General features: G+C 30.0%; 20 protein-coding genes and 1 riboswitch. All 20 genes read right to left on the bottom strand.

All coding sequences use genetic code 11. The features are described from left to right. Positions 1–55: 55 nt before the first annotated feature. Positions 56–994: a hypothetical protein gene (locus RSF37_RS04155; RefSeq protein ID WP_332563130.1), complete on the bottom strand. Its 939-nt coding sequence runs from the start codon at positions 992–994 to the stop codon at positions 56–58. A 184-nt stretch (positions 995–1,178) separates the two neighbouring features. Beyond that, positions 1,179–1,850 carry a TVP38/TMEM64 family protein gene (locus tag RSF37_RS04150; protein WP_332563129.1) on the bottom strand — a complete coding sequence of 224 codons (672 nt, stop codon included), beginning with the start codon at positions 1,848–1,850 and terminating at the stop codon, positions 1,179–1,181. A 193-nt stretch (positions 1,851–2,043) separates the two neighbouring features. Then, on the bottom strand, positions 2,044–4,437 hold the full coding sequence (locus RSF37_RS04145) for a homocysteine S-methyltransferase family protein (RefSeq protein WP_332563128.1): 2,394 nt from the start codon (positions 4,435–4,437) through the stop codon (positions 2,044–2,046). Beyond that, on the bottom strand, positions 4,415–5,101 hold the full coding sequence (locus RSF37_RS04140) for a methionine synthase (protein WP_332563127.1): 687 nt from the start codon (positions 5,099–5,101) through the stop codon (positions 4,415–4,417). The genes RSF37_RS04145 and RSF37_RS04140 overlap by 23 nt, the downstream gene beginning before the upstream one ends. Before the next feature lies 1 nt (position 5,102). Beyond that, positions 5,103–5,558, bottom strand: a complete 456-nt coding sequence (locus tag RSF37_RS04135; RefSeq protein ID WP_332563126.1) for an S-ribosylhomocysteine lyase — start codon at positions 5,556–5,558, stop codon at positions 5,103–5,105. After that, entirely contained in the window at positions 5,555–6,442 is an 888-nt protein-coding gene (gene metF / locus RSF37_RS04130; RefSeq protein WP_332563125.1) for a methylenetetrahydrofolate reductase [NAD(P)H], read from the bottom strand. The genes RSF37_RS04135 and metF overlap by 4 nt, the downstream gene beginning before the upstream one ends. Before the next feature lie 68 nt (positions 6,443–6,510). Then, a riboswitch (SAM riboswitch) is annotated at positions 6,511–6,595 on the bottom strand. A gap of 53 nt (positions 6,596–6,648) precedes the next feature. Then, positions 6,649–7,191 (bottom strand): GNAT family N-acetyltransferase, encoded by a 543-nt coding sequence (locus tag RSF37_RS04125; protein ID WP_332563124.1) that lies wholly within the window; start codon positions 7,189–7,191, stop codon positions 6,649–6,651. A gap of 88 nt (positions 7,192–7,279) precedes the next feature. Beyond that, the gene (locus RSF37_RS04120; protein WP_332563123.1) at positions 7,280–8,233 is read right to left on the bottom strand and encodes an MraY family glycosyltransferase; all 954 of its coding nucleotides are present in this window, start codon (positions 8,231–8,233) and stop codon (positions 7,280–7,282) included. A 147-nt stretch (positions 8,234–8,380) separates the two neighbouring features. Beyond that, on the bottom strand, positions 8,381–9,022 hold the full coding sequence (locus RSF37_RS04115; protein WP_332563122.1) for a V-type ATP synthase subunit D: 642 nt from the start codon (positions 9,020–9,022) through the stop codon (positions 8,381–8,383). 3 nt (positions 9,023–9,025) lie between these two features. After that, a complete protein-coding gene (locus RSF37_RS04110) occupies positions 9,026–10,405 on the bottom strand; it encodes a V-type ATP synthase subunit B (protein ID WP_332563121.1) in 1,380 nt (459 codons plus the stop codon). Beyond that, on the bottom strand, positions 10,406–12,178 hold the full coding sequence (locus RSF37_RS04105) for a V-type ATP synthase subunit A (RefSeq protein ID WP_332563120.1): 1,773 nt from the start codon (positions 12,176–12,178) through the stop codon (positions 10,406–10,408). A gap of 18 nt (positions 12,179–12,196) precedes the next feature. Then, positions 12,197–12,508 carry a V-type ATP synthase subunit F gene (locus RSF37_RS04100; RefSeq protein ID WP_332563153.1) on the bottom strand — a complete coding sequence of 104 codons (312 nt, stop codon included), beginning with the start codon at positions 12,506–12,508 and terminating at the stop codon, positions 12,197–12,199. Further along, entirely contained in the window at positions 12,501–13,502 is a 1,002-nt protein-coding gene (locus RSF37_RS04095) for a V-type ATP synthase subunit C (RefSeq protein WP_332563119.1), read from the bottom strand. The genes RSF37_RS04100 and RSF37_RS04095 overlap by 8 nt, the downstream gene beginning before the upstream one ends. 12 nt (positions 13,503–13,514) lie before the next feature. Continuing rightward, the gene (locus RSF37_RS04090; protein ID WP_332563118.1) at positions 13,515–14,114 is read right to left on the bottom strand and encodes a V-type ATP synthase subunit E; all 600 of its coding nucleotides are present in this window, start codon (positions 14,112–14,114) and stop codon (positions 13,515–13,517) included. A 22-nt stretch (positions 14,115–14,136) separates the two neighbouring features. Beyond that, complete coding sequence (locus RSF37_RS04085; RefSeq protein WP_332563117.1) at positions 14,137–14,622, bottom strand: V-type ATP synthase subunit K; 486 nt, start codon at positions 14,620–14,622, stop codon at positions 14,137–14,139. A 34-nt stretch (positions 14,623–14,656) separates the two neighbouring features. Next, positions 14,657–16,594, bottom strand: coding sequence for a V-type ATP synthase subunit I (locus RSF37_RS04080; protein ID WP_332563116.1), 1,938 nt, complete (start codon positions 16,592–16,594; stop codon positions 14,657–14,659). Next, complete coding sequence (locus tag RSF37_RS04075; protein ID WP_332563115.1) at positions 16,581–16,907, bottom strand: ATPase; 327 nt, start codon at positions 16,905–16,907, stop codon at positions 16,581–16,583. Before RSF37_RS04075 ends, RSF37_RS04080 begins: the two co-directional genes overlap by 14 nt. 188 nt (positions 16,908–17,095) lie before the next feature. Continuing rightward, entirely contained in the window at positions 17,096–18,778 is a 1,683-nt protein-coding gene (locus tag RSF37_RS04070; protein ID WP_332563114.1) for a B12-binding domain-containing radical SAM protein, read from the bottom strand. A 22-nt stretch (positions 18,779–18,800) separates the two neighbouring features. Then, positions 18,801–19,295 carry a hypothetical protein gene (locus RSF37_RS04065; protein WP_332563113.1) on the bottom strand — a complete coding sequence of 165 codons (495 nt, stop codon included), beginning with the start codon at positions 19,293–19,295 and terminating at the stop codon, positions 18,801–18,803. A 104-nt stretch (positions 19,296–19,399) separates the two neighbouring features. After that, positions 19,400–20,674, bottom strand: a complete 1,275-nt coding sequence (locus RSF37_RS04060; protein ID WP_332563112.1) for a hypothetical protein — start codon at positions 20,672–20,674, stop codon at positions 19,400–19,402. Between the last annotated feature and the right edge of the window lie 114 nt (positions 20,675–20,788).

The raw sequence follows: 20,788 nt of genomic DNA, 5'->3' as shown, positions 1-20,788 counted from the left end.
ATATTTATTAACATTACTGGAGTCTTTCATTTATGTAAGATTAAAAATAAGACCTTTATATATTTTCAATTATTTCACTAAGTTTAAAGTTTAATTCAGATATATTATCATTTATATCTGAGTTTTTATCTTCTAACAAGTAATTCACTTCTACTATCTTACTTTTTAAATTTTTTATATTTTTTATGGATGATTTTATTTTTCTTTGTACTGATATATCAGAAAAAACATTATCAAAAATTACGTCTAATGTATAGGTAAATTTATCTATCTCTAATATACTTTCTGGAAGCATTATTTTAACATCTGAAATTTCTTTCTTAAATTTATCAATAGTATAAATAAGACCTCTTAGTTCATTTTCAGCATCGTCAATTCTACTGTACTTAACTGTTGAAGATAAAAATCCTCCACCTATAATATCATAAGTTCCGAATTTTTCTGCACTTTCTAAATTGCTTATTATTTTATTAACTAAAGTTATACACTTTCTACCTTCTCTAATTGCTTCATCTAATTCTATCTTTTCTTTCATCAATGCATTTCTATCTTTTTCAATTTGAAGTATTTTAATATTGTCTACACAATCTTGTCTAATTAAATTATACTTATCTTCTAAAAGTTTGTTATACTTGTCCTCTATATCTCCTAAACTATTAATTCTAGATTTGATACTATTATATTCTTTTTCATAACCATGTATCATTGAAAGACATTCTTCATACTGTATTTTAGAAATAATATAATCCTCTTCTTCCTTTTTAATCTTTCTATTCTTATTCCTTAAAACAGTTGCTATTAATTTGTAAATAGATAGATTTTCTAAACGTTTAACTGACTTTTCCTCTTTATCTAGCAAGCTTTTTAAATATCTTTGTTCTTTCTTTTTTAAGTTTAGCGTTTCTTCCAACTTTTTAAGCTTATCTTCTAAAGATTCTTTTAAAATTATACTGTCTTTATACTCTCTAAGTTTTTTATTAATCTCTATAAACATTGTCCTCTCCCCCTGCTTTATTATAATCTTTCATAATTAATATTATACCATATAAAGGAAATGCTATTTCATTTTAGAATTTGAACATTACTTTAACATATATTTTATTATTATGAAATAAATTAAAAAAGTGCCATATCAAAATAAATTGATATAGCACTATATATTAACCGTTATGTTTATATTACTCTGCTGGTACTTCAGTTTGCTTTTTTGATTTTATTAAAAATTTAGAGGATATTACACCAATCATTAAAATACCGATTGGTAATAAAAATTCTATAGAAAAAGGATTACTAAAGCTTTTACCTAATACAGAATAACATGCAGTCTCTGGTATTACTCCTAAAAGTGATGCTAGAATAAAATCTTTATACTTTATTTTAGTTAATCCACAGGCATAACTTAATGGATCATATGGTAAAATTGGTGGTAATCTTAATAGAAATAATATTTTAAAACCGTTTTTCTCCATATTATCTTCTAACTTTATAAATTTCTTACCAATTATTCCTTCTACAAAATCTCTACCTAAGTATCTAGCTACAAAAAAAGCTACAGTTCCTGAAATGAAAAAACCTGCCATCGTTAGTAAAAAACCTCTTATTGGTCCAAACATTGTGCCACCTGCTATGGCAATTATGTTTGTTGGTATAATTACGAAAAATGGTTTTACTATAAAGAATAGTAAATATAAAACAGATGAAAATATTCCCCTCTCTTTTATAAAAGAAGCTATTTTATCCGTATCTAAATTACTCAAAATACTCCAGTTTTCAACTAATGTAAATATACAAACTGAAACTATAATTACAAACATACAAAATTTTATTTTATTTTTATTATTCTTTCCCATCTAAAATCCCCTCATTAAGTAGTTTTATTTCCTTTATCCCCTTGAGTATTAAAAATATCATAAAAGATTGTCCATGTAAATATTTGTTGAAAAGTATTAAGAATTTAATTATAAAATATTCAGATAATTATAATTAATATTAAGAATAGGGTGTATTTATACTAAAAATACACCCTATTTTTACATGTTCTATTTAATTGTCGAATATTTCCTTAGCGATCTCAACACTCATTTTTGCATCTTTAGAGTAATAATCTGCCCCTATTTTTTCAGAATAATCCTTAGTTAAAACAGCTCCACCAACCATTATTTTACCTTTATATCCTGCTTTTTTTAACTGGGCAATTGTATCCTCCATTGACTTTATTGTTGTTGTCATAAGTGCACTTAATCCAACAAGCTTAATATTATTTTTTATAGCTTCATTTACAACTTTTTCAATAGGAACATCTTTACCTAAATCTAAAATGTTATATCCGTAATTTTCTAAAATAACTTTAACTATATTTTTACCTATATCGTGTACATCCCCCTTAACTGTAGCTAGTAATATATCCCCCTTACAAACTCCTGTAATATTGCTATTAATTAATCGCTCCTTAATAATATCAAAAGACACTTTCACAGTTTCTGCAGATTGAATTAATTGAGGAAGAAATATTTCTCCACTCTCATACTTTTCTGCTACCTTATCTAATGCTGGTATTAAGTATTCATTAACTATTTCAAGTTCACTTTTGCTTTTAAGTAGCTCCTCAGTATACTTTTTAGTACTGTTTTTAAGCCCCTTTATTATAGAATTTTGTAATGATTCTTCATCATTATTTTCAGTCTTAGGTTTCTCATCTTGTACTATAACTCTTTCAATCTTTTTATTTCCATACTTCTCTATAAAACATTTAGCTTTTTTATCATTATTGTTTAGGACTTTAAATGAATTAATAACGTTCATCATCCCCTCTTTATTAGGATTCATTATCGGAAGATCCAGCCCTGAATTTAATGCTAATGCTAGAAATGTTTCATTTATCAAGTCTCTATTTGGAAGTCCAAAAGATATATTTGATACTCCTAAAAGAGTTTTAACATTAAGCCTATCTTTAACTAATTTTACAGCTTTAAGTGTTTCCATTACATCTTCTTGCTGCGCTGATACTGTTAATGTTAAACAATCTATATATACGTCTTCTCTCTTTATTCCATACTCTATAGCTTTAGTTACAATTGTATTTGCTATTTCATATCTTTCTTCTGCACTGCTTGGTATTCCTCTATTATCTAATGTAAGCCCTACAACAGCTCCTCCATACTTCTTAACTAGAGGAAGTACTCTATCTAGAACTTTAATTTCTCCAGTTACAGAGTTAACTATAGGCTTACCATTATACACTCTAAGTCCTTTCTCTATCACTTTACTCTTTCCTGAATCAATTTGAAGTGGAATGTCTAATATTCCTTGAATTTCTTTTATTGCACTTTCCATAATTTCCTCTTCGTTTATTTCTGGAAGTCCAACATTAACATCTAATATTTCAGCTCCACCTTCTACTTGTTCTATAGCTTGCTTTAATATATAGTCCATATCCCTATCAATAAGAGCCTTTTTAAATAATTTTTTACCTGTTGGATTTATTCGCTCTCCAATTACTCTAACTTCGTCTATATATACAACTTTTGATGGTGAAGTAACTGCATAAATACTAACTTCATTCCTTAAAACTCTTTTTTTATTTTTCTTAATTTTATTAAGCTCTTTAATAAAATCGGGAGTTGTCCCACAACACCCTCCTATAATTGATACACCAATATTAACTAACTTCTCAACTTCTTTCTTAAATTCTTCTTTACTTATATTGTAAACTGCTTTTCCATCAACAATTTTGGGAAGGCCTGCATTTGGCTGAAGTATTACTGGTAGATTAGTATTGTTTATTACTTTTTTAGCTATATTACTAAGTTCTTTAGGTCCTAGTGAGCAATTAATTCCTACTGCATCCACACCTAAAGCTTCTAATGTTATAGCCATACTTTCAGGAAGACATCCAGTAAATGTTCTACCATCCTCTTCAAATGTCATACTTGCGAATATAGGTAAATCACAAACTTCTTTTGCTGCAATTATTGCAGCTTTCATTTCATAAAGATCTGTCATAGTTTCAATTAATATTAAATCTACACCAGACTTTACACCTTGAATTATTTGTCTTTTAAATATATTAATCGCCTTTTCAAAACTTAATGTTCCCATAGGTTCTAATAACTCTCCAATAGGACCTATATCCAACGCAATGTAACATTTATTATTTCCTCTTGCTTCCTTAGCAATTAAGACTGCCTTATCTATTATTTCTTCAACTGAATATACTGTATTTTCTAATTTAATTTCATTAGCGCCGAAAGTATTAGTTGTAATAACACTCGCACCACTCTTTATATACTGTTTATGTATATCTCTTATCTTTTCACTTTCTGTAATATTAAGCTTTTCCATATTTTCTCCAAGCTTAACTCCTAAATCTTGAAGCATAGTTCCCATAGCACCATCAAATACTACTATATTTTCTTTAACATATTCTCGTACATCCACAAGCATTCTCCTCTTTTCTATATAAGCAAATTTCGTAGTTTCCGCAATTAATACAACTTTTTTTAGCCTTTTCTCCTAATTTTCTTCTTATTCCAACTATAGCAGTTACAGATTTCCTAGGAAATAATATCATATGTTTTGAAACATTAACTCCAATTTCTTTAGATCCATTTAAAACATTTATAAAATCTCTTTGAATGTTTAAATTCAAGTCTCCATATCCAGGGCTATACCTAAAAGTGAGTTCTAAATTATCTTTAATTAAAGAATCTTCAATTGAAGTACATACACTATCACATAAACATTCAACTGCAGTAGTAGAAACAGCATCTAAAATCAATGCTCTTGTAAGGTCTATCTTCTCATAAAACCTTATTTTCTTTTCTATATAATTTCCAATAGTTGCCGCCATTAATACACATCTATTACACTCTTTCAAAAGGTTTTTTATATCTTTCCCCTCTAAAACTAATGTAGTTCCAATAACTTCTATTCCTTTATCTAGGCTATTTATATCATACTCTTTATATATAATCTTGGGTTTAATAAGTTTCTTTCCCTCTTCTATTGTACTTCTTATTTTTAGAAGAAGTTCTTCTCCTATTACTTGGCCTTTGTATCCTAAATAGCGAAGAACTTCATTTTCATCAATGTTTAAACTCACATTATTGTCCATATATATTTAAAGAAAAACCTTTCTTTAATATTTCCTTTGCATATTCCTTTGCACCAAATAAAGAAAGATCTTTGTAATTTCCACATTGCACTTCATTATTAGCTGGAACATCAGTTGATTCTATAACAATTTCTAGAACTTTTTCGACAGCCGCCTTAACTTCTGTGCAATCTCTATCTCCCCAAACAATTAAATAGAATCCTGTTCTACATCCCATTGGTGAAATGTCAATTACTCCATCTAAAAACCCTCTTACATTATAAGCTAAAATATGCTCTAATGCATGCATAGCTGCTGTACCAAATGCTTCTTCGTTAGGCTGAAGAAATCTAATATCAAACTTACTTATAGAATTACCTTCCACTCCTTCTAAGTGTGCACATCTTCTTATATACGGCGCCTTAACCTTTCTATGATCTAATTCAAAACTCTCAACTTTCTTCATGCTATAGTTTCCCCCTCTTCATTTATTGATTTTATTATTATATCTACATTTTCTTTAATCCTTCTTGCTACATATGGATTATTCATTGTATAAAGATGTATCCCATCAACCCCACTTGATGCCAAATCAATTATTTGCTCTACAGCGTATGCAATACCAGCTTCTCTTAATGCTTCGCTGTTATACTCATACTTCTCCATTATCTTTCTAAATTTAGTTGGAATGCTCGCCCCACACATAGAAGATATTCTATCAATTTGTTTCTTATTGATAACTGGCATAATACCAGCTTGAATAGGAACTTCAATTCCATTATTTCTTGTTTTCTCTAAAAAGTTATAGTATAGATTATTATCAAAAAATAATTGTGATATAAAACTTGTAGTTCCAGATGAAACTTTTCTTTTCATATTCATTATTTCTTCTTCTAATCCTTTATTTTCTATATGACCTTCAGGATAACATGCAGAAATTATATTAAACTTATTCTTTTCCCTAATATAATCAATAAGTTCTGTTGCATATTTATAATCTATATTAAGATTAGACTCCCCATCTCCTCTTAAAGCTAAAATATTTGATACTCCTTCAAGTTCTAAATGTTCTGTAATAATATCTATATCCTCTTTTCTCGAAGATATACATGTTAAATGTGCTAATGCCTCAATATTGTACACATTTTTTATTAATGATGAAATTTCAGAAGTCTTATTATTTGTAAGACTTCCACCTGCCCCATAGGTTACACTAATAAAATCTGGTCTTAAACTGCTAAGTTCATTCAACGCTGTATAAATACTCTTAACAGGCGAAGTACTCTTTGGTGGAAATACTTCAAAAGATAATACTAATTTTTTTTCATTAAAAATCTCTCTAATATTCATAAATAGCCCCCTTTTTTATAAAAAAAAGTCTTAGGATAATACCTAAGACTTATAATCTCAAATTTATATCCTTATCTGTCTGGAATTAGCACCACATTTTATATAGGTTGCTGGGTTTCATAGGGCCAGTCCCTCCACCACTCTTGATAAGATTTCCAATTGTTGTATATTATTATATATTAAACTTAAACTTTTGTAAATATATTCTAATTTCTATTTTTAAAATAATCTTCTTTGAATATAGCCATTAAAGTTACATCATAATATTTTCCTTCTCGATATATTTCATTTTTAAGTATTCCTTCTTCCTTAAATCCTAACTTCTTATAACAAGCTTTAGCTCTAGGGTTTAATTCAAAAACACTAAGTTTAATCTTTTCCATATTACACTCTTCAAATATAAATTTTATAAGTATTGATAATGCGTCAAAACCATACCCTTTTCCCCAATAATTTTTATCCCCAATCATAATACCAATTACGCAGTTTCTATTTTTAATACTACTTTCATTAATACTGCATCCACCAATTACTTTACCATTTTCTAACTCTTCAATTGCAAAGTCATAAGTTTGTTCTTTAGTAGCTTTTCTACTTTTAATCCACTCGACCTCTTCCCATTTTGTCATTGGAAAAGGTGTTTCAATACACAAAAACTTCTTAACTTCTTCATCGTTTATAAAGCCTACAACTCTTTCTATATCTTCTTCACAATAAGCTCTAAGCTTCACTTTATTTCCTTTTAACATAAAATCGCCCCCTTTTGTTTTATACATACTACCAAATAATGTATAAAAAGTCAAACAAAAAAGAGTAGCTAAAAGCTACTCTTTTTCTCTATGGATGATTATAGAATAATAATACAATTGATAAAAATGAACAAATTATACTTATTCCAACTATTAAATGTACTATTTGAGGTTTAGTTAAACCCTTTTCTTCTAATCTGAAATGCATTTGACTTCTGTCAGCTTGATATACCGGCTTTCCTTCATTGAATCTTTTAAATATAACAAAAAGATTATCAAATATAGGTACTGCTAGCGCTAATATTGGCAACATTAAGCTAAGTACTGTTGCTTGCTTAAAAGCACCATCTAAAGCTATTATACTAAGTATAAAGCCTAAGAAATTTGCACCTGAATCCCCCATGAACACTTTTGCTGGATATTTATTAAATACTAAAAATCCTCCAATAGCACCTGCAAGTATAATTGATGTAGTTGCTGAGTACTGTTGGCCCAAAATAATTGCGGCTATAAAAAATGTACCAGATGATACAAGTGATATACTTCCAGCTAAGCCGTCCATTCCGTCTGACCAGTTTATAACTGTTGTAACTCCAAATATCCAAGTTACACTAAGTACAAATTTTAAAAATTCATTTAGTTCTACATATACTCCTGTAAAAGGATTAGTAAAACCATTAAATGCAACTCCTGCTTTAAAGACTATAACAGCAGCCAATATTTGTATTATAAGTCTTGGCAATATAGGAAATTCTTTTCCTACTGATTTATAATAATCATCTACAAGGCCTATACATACTATTAATATGGCTCCTATGAAGATCCACATCATTTCATTATCAAATTTACCATTCCTTATATATAGAACAGTAAAAAATCCTATAAACATTCCTAGTCCTCCAGAAAGTGGAGTTATCTTCTTATGTTTCTTTCTTTTAGTCGGTTTATCTGTAAACCCTATCTTATGAGATAACTTCATAAGTAATGGTGTAAGAATTGTAACGACTACAAAGGAAATTACAAAGTCTATAAAATAATTCATATATTCTTTCTCCTACATTCTAACCTACTAGAATTATACTATTAAACTATTACATTATCAATTGTAATGACTTAATTTTAATTTTCTTTTAAGCTTTATGTATAAAAAAAGTGCACCTTGTCATGTGTCAAGGTACACTTTTTAAAACTATCCTCTTTGCTCTATCATGCTCTTTACTTTCATAAGTCTTGTTAAAGCACTTCTTTCATTTTCATCAAGTTTCATTCTTATGTACTTGATAGTTTCTTGAAGTTGAGGAATTGTCATATATTCAAGAGCATTAACTCTTCTTCTAGTCTTTTCTATTTCGTCTGCCATAAGTTGACAAGACTTTTCTACTTCAGCTAATTCTAAAAGCTTTGGTAATATTCCATAAAGCTTTGTTATTGCACCATCTAATTCTGATGATGTATTTGCAAATCCGTATGGGAAGATACTACCTTCATCTCCTTCAAGCTGTCTTTTAAAGTTCATAACTGGAACATTAACACTCATGATGTTCTTGTTTCCAACCTCTACTGAGATGCTTTCTTTTGGATAAGCAATAGCTTCTTCTAAAAACTCTGAACTCATTACGGCTCTTGCCATAACGAAGTCCTTTAAAGATCCTTGAAGTTCATCTTCAACATCTTTTCTTAATGAGTTATTATATTTAACTAAGTTAATGAATTGTCTCATTAACTCATCTTGCTTATCTTTTAAAAGCTTATGACCTCTAGTAGCTGTTGCTAATCTCTTTTTCAGCTTTGTGAGTTCCATTCTTGTAGGATTCACGTTCAATCTAGCCATAGCCTATTCTTCCTCTCTTGGCATATATTTTTCAATATATTCATCTCTGATTCTCTTAAGCTCAGTCTTTGGAAGTAACTTAAGTAGCTTCCATCCTAAGTTTAGTGTTTCTTCGATTGTTCTATTTGCAGTAAATCCTTGTGAAACATATTCATTTTCAAAAGCTTCTGCAAATTTAGCAAATGCCTTATCTGTATCTGAAAGAGCTGATTCTCCTAAGATAGCTGATAATTCTTTTGCTTGCTTACCTTGAGCATATGCTGAGAATAATTGGTTCATTGTGTCAGCGTGGTCTTCTCTTGTCTTTCCTTTACCTATACCTTTATCTTTAAGTCTTGAAAGTGATGGAAGTACATCTATTGGAGGCATAATACCTTTTTTATAAAGTTCTCTTGAAAGTATTATTTGTCCTTCTGTAATATATCCAGTTAAATCTGGAATTGGATGTGTCTTATCATCTTCAGGCATTGTAAGTATTGGAATTTGAGTGATTGATCCTTCTTTACCTCTAAGTCTTCCTGCTCTTTCATATAATGTTGAAAGGTCAGTATATAGGTATCCTGGATATCCTCTTCTACCTGGAACTTCTTTTCTAGCAGCTGAAACTTCTCTTAAAGCTTCTGCGTAGTTTGTGATATCTGTCATAATAACAAGAACGTGCATTCCTTTTTCATATGCTAAATATTCAGCAGTAGTTAATGCCATTCTTGGAGTTGCTATTCTTTCGATAGCTGGATCTGAAGCAAGGTTCATAAATAGAACTGATCTATCTATAGCACCTGTTGATTTGAATTCATCAACGAAGAATTGCGCTTCTTCGAAAGTGATACCAATCGCTGCAAATACAACTGCGAATTTTGAATCTGAATTTAAAACTTTCGCTTGTCTTGCAATTTGAGCTGCAAGTTCAGCATGTGGAAGTCCAGCACCAGAGAAAACTGGTAGCTTTTGTCCTCTAACTAAAGTGTTAAGTCCATCAATTGCAGATATTCCTGTTTGAATGAATTCTGATGGGAAATCTCTTGCAACTGGATTTATAGCTTCTCCATTAATATCAAGTCTTTTTTCAGGTATTATCTTTGGACCATTATCGTTTGGTCTTCCCATACCATCAAAGACTCTTCCAAGCATATCTTCTGAAACACCAAGTTCAAGTGGTCTTCCTAAGAATTTTGCTTTAGTTCCTTTTAAGTTAATTCCTGAAGAACCTTCGAAGATTTGTACCATTGCAGTTGATCCGTTAACTTCAAGTACTTTACCTCTTCTCTTTTCTCCAGTTTGTAATTCTATTTCAACTAATTCGTCGTATTTAACTCCACTAACACCGTCAACGGCCATTAATGGTCCTACAACTTCTGTAACTGTTCTATACTCTTTAAGCATCTAGAAAGCCCCTCCTTCGCTGATTAACTTATCCATATCAGCTGTTAAATCAACACCGATTTGGTCAATCTTTGAAATTTCTTCCTCTGGTATATACTTAGCTCTTGCAATTCTATCTCTGATTACATCTTGTGATAAAATCTTATCTAAATATACTCCAGCTTCTAAAGCTCTATCTGCTTCTTTCTTAAATTGAAGTATTAACTTTAACATTTTATGTTGTTTTTCTAATGAAGTATAAGTATCAACTTCATGGAAAGCATTTTGTTGAAGGTAATCTTCTCTTATTGACTTAGCAATTTCAAGCTTTAATCTATCCCCTTCTGAAAGGGCATCAATACCAACAAGTCTTACGATTTCTTGTAAGTTTGCTTCTTCTTGTAATAGTGCCATAGCTTCTATTCTTAGCTCTGACCAATCTCCAGCAACTTCTTCATCCATCCATTTACCGATTCTATCTGCATATAATGAATATGAGTTTAACCAGTTAATTGATGGGAAATGTCTTTGGTAAGCAAGCTGTGCATCTAGTCCCCAGAAAACTTTAACTATTCTTAAAGTTGATTGAGTAACTGGCTCTGAAATATCTCCTCCTGGAGGTGATACCGCACCGATTGCTGTAACAGCGCCTTCTCTTCCATCATTTCCAAGACAAACAACTTTACCAGCTCTTTCGTAGTAATCTGCAAGTCTTGATCCAAGATAAGCTGGGTAACCTTCGTCACCAGGCATTTCTTCAAGTCTACCTGACATTTCTCTTAATGCTTCTGCCCATCTTGATGTTGAGTCAGCCATGATAGCTACTGAGTATCCCATATCTCTGAAGTATTCAGCTATTGTGATACCAGTGTATATTGAAGCTTCTCTAGCTGCAACTGGCATATTTGATGTGTTTGCTATAAGAACTGTTCTCTTCATTAAACTTTGACCTGTTTTTGGGTCTTTAAGTTCTGGGAACTCGTTTAGAACGTCTGTCATTTCATTTCCACGCTCTCCACATCCAACATAAACAACTATTTCAGCATCTCCCCACTTAGCAACTTGGTGTTGAACAACTGTTTTACCAGCTCCGAATGGCCCTGGAACGGCTGCAGCTCCACCCTTTACAACTGGGAAGAATGTATCTATAACTCTTTGTCCTGTAGTTAATGGCGCAACTGGGTTTAATTTATTTGCATAAGGTCTTCCCTTTCTTACTGGCCATTTTTGTAGCATTGAAACTTCTTTAAGTCCTTTTTCAGTCTCTATAGTACAAACTATATCTTCAACTTTGAATTCTCCGCTCTTTATATCTGTAATTTTACCTTTAACTCCGAAAGGTACCATTACTTTATGAAGAACTACTGGAGTTTCTTGAACAGTTCCAATAACGTCTCCTTCTGAAACTTCATCTCCAACTTTAACAGTTGCTTCAAAAGCCCAAACTCTTTCTCTGTCTAATGATTTAACAGATACTCCCTTTGTTAAGAAGTCTGACTTTGCTGCTTTCATGAAAGCATCAAGTGGTCTTTGTATTCCATCAAACATTGATTCTATAAGTCCTGGTCCAAGTTCAACACTTAGAGGTTCTCCAGTTGTTACAACTGGGTCTCCAGGTCCTATTCCTGATGTTTCTTCATATACCTGTATAGATGCCTTATCGTCTCTCATTTCTATGATTTCTCCGATAAGACCTTTTTCTCCAACTTTACATACGTCAAATATGTTAGCTTCTTCCATTCCTTCAGCAACTACTAAAGGTCCTGAAACTTTTATTATTTTTCCGGTCTTCACGTTACAAAACCTACCTTCCTATAAGATATTAACGCCAACAGCTTTTTCTACATTATCGCTGATTCTTTGCATTCCTATATTTAATGATCCTTGATTACTTGGAATTAATATTACAGCTGGAAGTGTTACTCTATTGTATCTTTCAATAGTTTCTTCGATCTCTTTTGCAACTTGTTCTGTTACAAAGATAACTGCGTAATCTTTCATTGCTAATCTATCTATAGTTTTTCTTGCTTCTTCTGATTCAACTACTGGGAATACATCTATTCCTAGTGCTTTAAAAGCTAATACTGAATCTTTGTCGCCAACTACACCGATTTTCTTATACATAAATATCACGCAGCCTTTCTCTAATTACTTCCCCTGAAATATTGTTGAGTTTACCAACCATTATAATTCTAACAATTTTTATTTCTGTTTCTTTAGCATAAACATAAGCTAATACTGGTTCAACTCCAAAAGGAATGAATTTAGCTTCCTTCATCATATTCATGATGTAGTTATCAGCTAATTTCTCTAGAAGATTTGTAGACCCTGTCTTTGAATAATCTTCGATTCCTGTTCTTATCATTTCACCGTAGTTTGTAAATGCTAATTTGTTAGATATATTTTCTGGAGCATCATTTAGCATTGAAACGATAGTATCTTTATCAATTTCTCCGCCTTTTATAATAACTTCCTCTAAGAAATCTTTATCTTTATTTTGCTTTTTAACTCTTAATAAAGTTTTTATGTTAGTTGAATCAATAGAAGCTCTAACGTATTTATCGACAAACTTATCATTTATCTTTTTAGCGATTTCTTTCATTTCTTCAAACATTGCATTATCTAATATAATATCTATTTTTTGAGGATCTTTATTTGCTTCAAAGTCTTCTTTAGCCTTTGTTATTCCCTCTTTCATAGCTTCTGTTAGTTCGCCTAGATTATTATTTTCAATACTATGCTTTAATGTTTGTATGTCTATCATTCCTACTGGAATTAACATATAACTAAAGTCTTTTCCTAAAAACATTGCTTTTAAAATAACTTTAATGTTGTGATAGTCATATTTAATGCTCATTATATCTATTAATGATTTTTCTGGTGATGCATCGTACATAAGTTCATAAACTCTTTTTAGTTCTCTTGCAAGCACCATTTCATAGTCTTCTGGTCTTTTAACACCAGTCATAATAGCGGCATACTCAGATTCTTGAAGCACCTTAAGTGCTTCATTTGCAGAATCTCCATCAATCATTCTATCGATTTTAGCTTTATCAAGGAGTCTTGTTTCTAATACCCTAAGTCTTGGTATAACTTGAGTAAATTGCATTGAGTTCATTTGCTCTCCTCCTTAATTAAATAAAACTTTAGCTACTTCGAATTCTAAGTCATCTCTTTCAGAGTTAACTAAATCTTCAAAAGTATTGTTTATTTCTATGCCACCCTTTTCTAAGATAAATCCACCCTTAAAGTCTCTTATCTCTTTGCTTATAGTAAGCTCACCTTTTTTGCCTTTTGCTGAAAGCTCACTGTTTATTTCTTTAAGTAACTCACCATTAACTAGCTTGCTACCTTTTTCATTTAATAATATAGTTTCATCACCTATTATATCAGCATTAACTATTTTATTTTTAATGAAATTTTTCATATCTTCATCAGACATCTTGCATAGTTCTTCTATACTGTCTTTGAATATTTTATCTATAATAGCTTGCTTTGCAGTAAGCTTTTCATTTCTTGCTTTAAGCTCTGCTCCTGAAACAACTCTTTCTTTTGCAGTCTTAGCTTCAGACTTTGCTTTTTCTACCATTGTAGCTTCTTCAGATTGTGCTATAGCTTCTTTTTTTGAAACTATTTTAGCTTTTTCTTCATTAGCTTCTTTTAGTATACTTGCCTTTCTTTCTTCCGCATCACTTAAGATTTTGGAAGTTAGATTGTTTACGTTTGACATAGCTTCACTTCCCCAATCCTAATTAAAATAAGTTATTTACTAATAAGAATGAAATAACGAATCCTAATAGTGCATAAGTTTCAACCATCGCTGCAAAGATGATACCTTTTGTTGTTTGTTCTGGTTTTTTAGCTAATATTTGGATACCAGCTGCTGCTGCTCTACCTTGTGCTATACCTGACCATAATCCAGCTATACCGATTGGTAAACATGCGAATAAAAGATATAAACCTTGTGAGAATGTTGTTTGTGCACTTAATTGATTTAATACTAAGAAACCTATAACGAATCCGTATAAACCTTGTGTACCTGGTAATAGTTCAAGAACTAGTGCTTTACCGAATTTTTCTGGTTGTTCTGTCATTAGTCCAGCTGCTGCTTCACCAACAAGTCCAACCCCTTTTGCTGATCCTATACCTGATAAACCTACTGCTAATGCAATACCTAACGCTCCAAATATGAATCCTCCGTTATTTTCTATGAAAAACTTAATCCAACTCATTTCCATGATGAAATCCTCCTACTTCTTCTAATTAATTTTTTTATTTTTTAATTTTAATAAATTTATCTAAAGTTTTAAATGGTTCAAATGGTCTTCCGCCACCTTCATAGAATTTTGAGAAGTACTCAACATATTCTAATCTACATGTATGAACATAACCACCTAGTAATGATAACCCTAAATTGAATATATGGGCTAAAATAAATACTACAGGTCCAATAATTATTAGTGCAACAGTTGGGAACATACCTATAATAAGGTTAAGCGCTCCTGCTATTGATCCACCTGCAAGTCCAAGTGCCATAAGTCTTGTATATGAAACTAAGTCTCCAACGTATCCTGTTATTCCATATAAAGCATATAAACCTTGACCTAATTTACCACCAGCTGATTTCATATGTCTTCCTTGTGTTAAGACAATTGCAATCATACCGATAATCATTCCATATTTACCGAAAGTAGCTATTGTTCCACTTCCTAAACCAAATGCTGCGATTGATACTAATGTAACAACCCATGAGCCTACATCATATACAGCATCTAGAGGCTTTCCGTCTCTTATTAAGACATATGCCTTTATTCCAAGTCCGAAGAATATTTGGATTACCCCAAATACTATTGATGCAATAAGTATTGTATTAACATCTTTACTTGGATCTATTAACCTTACACCATCTAGATTTATAAAATCTCCAAAGAAAGATCCATAAATAAATCCGAATATTATTGTAGGTATACTTAAATACATAAAGAACTTAGCAAATCTATTTTGTGAATCGTCTAAGTTAAATGCTTTAATTGCAATGATTGATCCTATTAAAAGTAATAAACCATATCCTGCATCTGCAACCATCATTCCAAAGAATATTAAAAAGAATGGTGACAGTAATGGTGTTGGGTCTATTTCATTGTACTTTGGTAGACTGTACATCTCTGTTATATTTTCAAATGATTTATTTAAATCATTATTTTGTAATCTTATAGGAACATTATCAACTTCTTCATCTTTTACTTCATCGAATGAAAGGTAATAATCTTCTCCTAGTGTATCTTTAACAATTCTTGATAATTCCTCTTTATCAGAAGCTGCAAGCCATCCTTGTATTAAAGATACTTTGTTTGTTTTTAAGAAGTTAGTATTTACAAGCTTTCTTGTATATTCATTATGATAATACTCATAAGCAAGTTCTAAACATTTAACTTCTTCATCTAAAGCTGATAGTGCTTCTTTTATGAAGAACTTTTCACTTTCGATTTTTTCAATTCTATCCATATTATTATGGATAACCTTAATTGGAGTTTCAGTTCTATCTGTTTTGAATGGACTGAATCCAAATCCTCTTAAGACCTCTTCAATCTCTTCTTTATTCTCTTGATTAACTAATGCTAAAAAGAGAATGTCTTGATTATCTCTTGATATTATTTCTAAATATCCATTTGATAATCCACTAACTAGTTCATTTTCGTATTGCTTAGCAACACTTCCTAAAAAATAAGGTGTCTTAATTTCTTTAAGCTGTTCAAAGGATACATCTAATCCTTCTAAAGGCTTTAAAGTTTCTATTTCACCTTCTAGTTTAGTTTTTTCATTGTCTAAATTTGCAAGTTGAATGTCTTTTTCCTTAACCTTATCATAAAGCTCTTCCCAAGCACTTCTATTAACCTGTACTTTAAGCTCTTCAAGTGTTAAAGCTCTTTTACCTTCACGCATTGCTTTTAAACCGGATTTTTGAGGTACGTATTTCTTTAAGAACTCTAAAGTAAACTTTACTTTAGATAAATCTTCTTCACTTTTTGCATACTCTGAATCAACAGAATCTTTCATTAATTCCTTAAGTTCTTCATGATCTTCAAGATAGTCTTCATTTTGAAGATTTATAAATTCTACTTCTGAAAAACCTTGAAGTTTTTCTAAAAGAATATTCTTGTTTGATTCAAAAGCTAGCAAAGTGAATTTATTCATCTTAACTATTGCCATGAATCTTCACAATCCTCTCAATCACTAATTTTACAGCATTATCCCTCTTATCTTCCCCGATATTATATATTCCTTGGGCGTCTTGCTTACCCTTAAGTAAGATAGGTTCTGCTTGCTTATTTCCTTCTTCAACAGCATCACTTACGATACTATTGCATTTGTTCTTAGCACCTTCTAAAACTTTATTATAATTCTCTGTAGCTTCTACGGTAGCTTTTTGAACGATATCCTTTGCTTCTGCATTAGCATTTCTTATCATTTCTTCTGCTTGTGCTTCTGCTTTCTTGATTTCTTTAATTGCTTCTAATGCCAAAATCTCACCACCTTTGTGCTTGAATGCATAATAATATATGAATTAATACTTAATATAGTATTAATTACTTTTTAATTCATAAATCTAATTATACACTTTTTATGGATAATTTCAATAATTTTATTTATTTTAATCTGTCCATTTGTTTCTAAAGTGTAAACTTTGAAAAGTATACTTGAATAAAACATCTATTTGTTAATGTCTATTTCATTGAAATCGATAAATTTAAAGTTTTTTGAGTTATCTAGTAATGCATACTTTATTCCACTCTCTATTTCACCATTTTCTATAAAATGTAATATATCAATATTGAATTTTTCTACGCTATAATCTCTAAATGAATATATTTCTCTTAAAGCGTCTTTTAATTCTCTTTCTTCTTCCTTTGTTATATCACCTTTTATATATTCAGGTATTCCCCTTCTCTTATTATGCAATAAGTAATCATATCTTATTACTTCTCTTAATATATTATTTTCTCCCTTTAAAACCTCTTTATTGAAATCTAAGAATAACTTGTAATATTCATTGTTTCCAATATTTCTATTGAAGTATCCTTTATTATCATAGAACATAGCTAAACTGTGGAAGAAATCAAAGCTATTCTCATATTTAGGATAGAAGAAATTTAGTATATTATTGAATTTTTGACTATTATAATACTTATCTACCATATGTTCAACTTTCTTCAAATCAACAAGTTCTTCATATGAAATCATATCTGTACTTAATATTTCATATGGAGGGTACGGTGAGTATTTCATACTGTAATTATCCCCTTCTTCTCTCATTGAAGAACCTTTAAGCAACTTTAAAAATCCAAGTTGAATTTCTTCCGGTCTAATTGAATGAACATCGTTAAATGATCTTTTAAATGACTCATAGTTTTCTCCTGGAAGTCCAGCAATTAAGTCAAGATGTTGCTTTATGTTTCTTATTGATAATAATTCACAAACTTTTTCCTTTATATCAGTAAAGTTAACAAATCTATTTATATTTCTTAAAACATCATCATTTGTTGTTTGAACTCCAACTTCGAATTGGAATTTTCCTTCTTGAGTATTTCTTAATAACTCTATTTCCTCATCCTTTAATATATCTGCTGATATTTCAAAGTGGAATTGGGTATCTGTTTTGCTTTCAATTAAGAACTTCCATATAGCCATAGAAAATTTATGATTACAGTTAAATGTTCTATCTACAAACTTAACTAATCTAACTTTCTTATTAATAAAATACTCAAGTTCTTTTAAGGCTCTTTCTATACTATGAAATCTAACACCGTGTACTGTTGATGATAAACAATACTTGCAATTAAATGGACATCCTCTTGAAGCTTCATAGTATACTATCTTGTTTTCTAAATCTTCATCTTCTTCATATGGAAATACTAAGTCATCCATTGACATAAGAGGTCTTTTACCATTAAATTTAACTTCTCCATTTTCTTTATAAACTAATCCTCTAATTTCTTTTATATCGAGTTTTCCTAGTTTATATGAAACGAACTCTCTAAAAGTTTGTTCCCCTTCACCTTCTATTACATAGTCTCCTATATTTTCTTTTAAATAAACCATACTATCATAAGAAACTTCAGGACCTCCGTAAACAATCTCTATATTGTTATCTACTCTTTTAATAAGCTCTGATAGTCTAGATACCATCTCAACATTCCATATATATGTTGAAAAAGCTACAACATCTGGCTTTTCTTTTATTATCTCTTCTAAAATATTCTCTTCTCTATCATTAATTGAGAATTCTCTGACTGCACATTCATAAGGCATATCTTTAGTAAAAGCCCTTAAATATCTAACAGCTAGATTGCTATGAATAAACTTAGAGTTTATAGCTGTAAGTAATATTTTCATAAAATTCTTCCTCTCTTAAAGATTATATTTTTATTCCTTTAATGAAATAAATATCTTCCCAAACCTTAGTTTCTTCTATTTTGAATTTTTTTTCAAGGATTTTTTTGCATTCTTCTACATTTGAGGACGAAATTAAATTATTGTTTTTAATTTTATACTCCTTTATCTCTTCTTTTGGAAGTAATACCTTTAATTTACTATCAACAAATTCACCAATATTTTTATTTATATCCCATATATATATTTCTGCGTTATCTTGTAACTTATTATAAACATCCTCTATTAACATTTCTCTTTTAGTAGTATTCCAAATTGAACTTAAATTAAAAAAGAAAGTACATACTCCATATTTTTTATTATTTAAATCATCATTTTCCTCTTCTACACTGTCTATTGCAATTTCATCATTTTCTTCTACTACTAATCTACTTATTATATTATTTTCTTCTTTAGATATATCAAGTATATCTCCACTAATTTTTACATCTTTTAAGTTTAATATTAATGTTTTTTTCATATTAACCCCTCCATATTTACATAACCTATATTAATATTACCATCATTTTACATATACATAAAGAATAAGCAGTTAGATTTAAAAATAATCTAACTGCTCTAATACTATTTACCCTTAATTTTCACTTTATAAATTAATATAGTTATTGAAGCTAAAATAATTATACTAGTTATAACAATAACGCTATATGGTATTTTATCTCCCAATATTTTTTCTTCCTTATATATCCTATAAATATAACCTTTATAACTATCTAAAATTAAACATTTATCACCTATAATTTCAATATCACTTATTTTACTTTCCTCTCCAAAATCAACTATCCTATTCAACACTCTTTTGCTACTAAGTGAATATAAGCTAGTATCTTTCTTATCATAAAATATAATTGAATCTTTTTCTAGAATTTCTCCCTCCCTATCAACGACTAGTCTCTCTAGTGAACTTACATTTTTATGTTGATACAGTGGTGTCGGAATCTTTTTCTCTGGACTATTTTTTATTATTGGCTTTATTTTTTCTCCATCACTAAATCTTGGTGAACTTATTGGATCTCCACCACTAAAGTCTGGCCACCCATACCATAACCCCTTATTTATTTTATATATATAATCAAAATCTCTTATAACTCCCCTTGTTCCTTCTGGTTCCATTCCTCCAACTATTGAAACTACTTCCCCTTTGCTATTTAAATCAAATCCTTTAACATTACGTATCCCTGATGCAAACAGCGAAGTTTTAAAGCTTTTATAGTCAACAGATATTATAGAAGCATTGCCTATTTTCTTACCTTCTACCTTCTCTCCATCTTTTGCCTCTGTTCCATAAGGTTTAAATCCACCAGTATTCCCTTTACCAAAATTATTACCATTTAATATTAAATCTATAGGATATGTATCATTTATTCCTCCCTTTTCAGAAACTCCTGAATTAGTATTTGCTCCAATTGAAATAAGGATGCTATCATTATTATCTAAAAGATTACGTTCTAAATTTTCACCCTTATACGGAATATCTTTTAATATAGTCTTTCCTTCTTTATTTTCTTCATTAAATACTATTAATTTATCTTTTGATAATACATAAAGATTTCCTCTCTTATATAGCATGTCCTCAATATCTAATTTAACATCTTTATAAACTTTATTTATTTTGTTATTTTCATTTATAGTTAGAATTTCACTTTTGAAAGATACATAAATATCTGAACCTTCACCATTACATATAGATCGTGACTCTTCAAGTCCTTTTATTAATAAATCACTTTTTATACCTTCACTTTCAATCTTTAAATCATATCTATTTGAATACTTATATATAAGAAGCGCTACAGATACTATTACTATTGAAAGTATAGAAAACTTTATAAATTTTTTCATATCCCCCTCCAACAACTTAACTCTCTACTTATTAAATTTATATTTTACATAGTATATACTTTATTCCTTTTATTTCATAATTTTATATATTGAAATAATCAGTATAAATAATAA

Source organism: Clostridium sp. (assembly GCF_036643715.1).
Taxonomy (GTDB): Bacteria; Bacillota; Clostridia; order Clostridiales; family Clostridiaceae; genus Clostridium.
The sequence above is the reverse complement of the archived record's forward strand: the minus strand, read 5'-3'. Positions and strand labels throughout refer to the sequence as shown.

What these genes read in the sequence shown, in the direction of transcription:
- RSF37_RS04155 (WP_332563130.1), bottom strand. Translation starts at nt 994, where the DNA reads ATGTTTATAGAGATTAATAAAAAACTTAGAGAGTATAAAGACAGTATA.
- RSF37_RS04150 (WP_332563129.1), bottom strand. Translation starts at nt 1,850, where the DNA reads ATGGGAAAGAATAATAAAAATAAAATAAAATTTTGTATGTTTGTAATT.
- RSF37_RS04135 (WP_332563126.1), bottom strand. Translation starts at nt 5,558, where the DNA reads ATGAAGAAAGTTGAGAGTTTTGAATTAGATCATAGAAAGGTTAAGGCG.
- metF (WP_332563125.1), bottom strand. Translation starts at nt 6,442, where the DNA reads ATGAATATTAGAGAGATTTTTAATGAAAAAAAATTAGTATTATCTTTT.
- RSF37_RS04125 (WP_332563124.1), bottom strand. Translation starts at nt 7,191, where the DNA reads ATGTTAAAAGGAAATAAAGTGAAGCTTAGAGCTTATTGTGAAGAAGAT.
- RSF37_RS04120 (WP_332563123.1), bottom strand. Translation starts at nt 8,233, where the DNA reads ATGAATTATTTTATAGACTTTGTAATTTCCTTTGTAGTCGTTACAATT.
- RSF37_RS04115 (WP_332563122.1), bottom strand. Translation starts at nt 9,022, where the DNA reads ATGGCTAGATTGAACGTGAATCCTACAAGAATGGAACTCACAAAGCTG.
- RSF37_RS04110 (WP_332563121.1), bottom strand. Translation starts at nt 10,405, where the DNA reads ATGCTTAAAGAGTATAGAACAGTTACAGAAGTTGTAGGACCATTAATG.
- RSF37_RS04100 (WP_332563153.1), bottom strand. Translation starts at nt 12,508, where the DNA reads ATGTATAAGAAAATCGGTGTAGTTGGCGACAAAGATTCAGTATTAGCT.
- RSF37_RS04095 (WP_332563119.1), bottom strand. Translation starts at nt 13,502, where the DNA reads ATGAACTCAATGCAATTTACTCAAGTTATACCAAGACTTAGGGTATTA.
- RSF37_RS04090 (WP_332563118.1), bottom strand. Translation starts at nt 14,114, where the DNA reads ATGTCAAACGTAAACAATCTAACTTCCAAAATCTTAAGTGATGCGGAA.
- RSF37_RS04085 (WP_332563117.1), bottom strand. Translation starts at nt 14,622, where the DNA reads ATGGAAATGAGTTGGATTAAGTTTTTCATAGAAAATAACGGAGGATTC.
- RSF37_RS04080 (WP_332563116.1), bottom strand. Translation starts at nt 16,594, where the DNA reads ATGGCAATAGTTAAGATGAATAAATTCACTTTGCTAGCTTTTGAATCA.
- RSF37_RS04070 (WP_332563114.1), bottom strand. Translation starts at nt 18,778, where the DNA reads ATGAAAATATTACTTACAGCTATAAACTCTAAGTTTATTCATAGCAAT.
- RSF37_RS04065 (WP_332563113.1), bottom strand. Translation starts at nt 19,295, where the DNA reads ATGAAAAAAACATTAATATTAAACTTAAAAGATGTAAAAATTAGTGGA.
- RSF37_RS04060 (WP_332563112.1), bottom strand. Translation starts at nt 20,674, where the DNA reads ATGAAAAAATTTATAAAGTTTTCTATACTTTCAATAGTAATAGTATCT.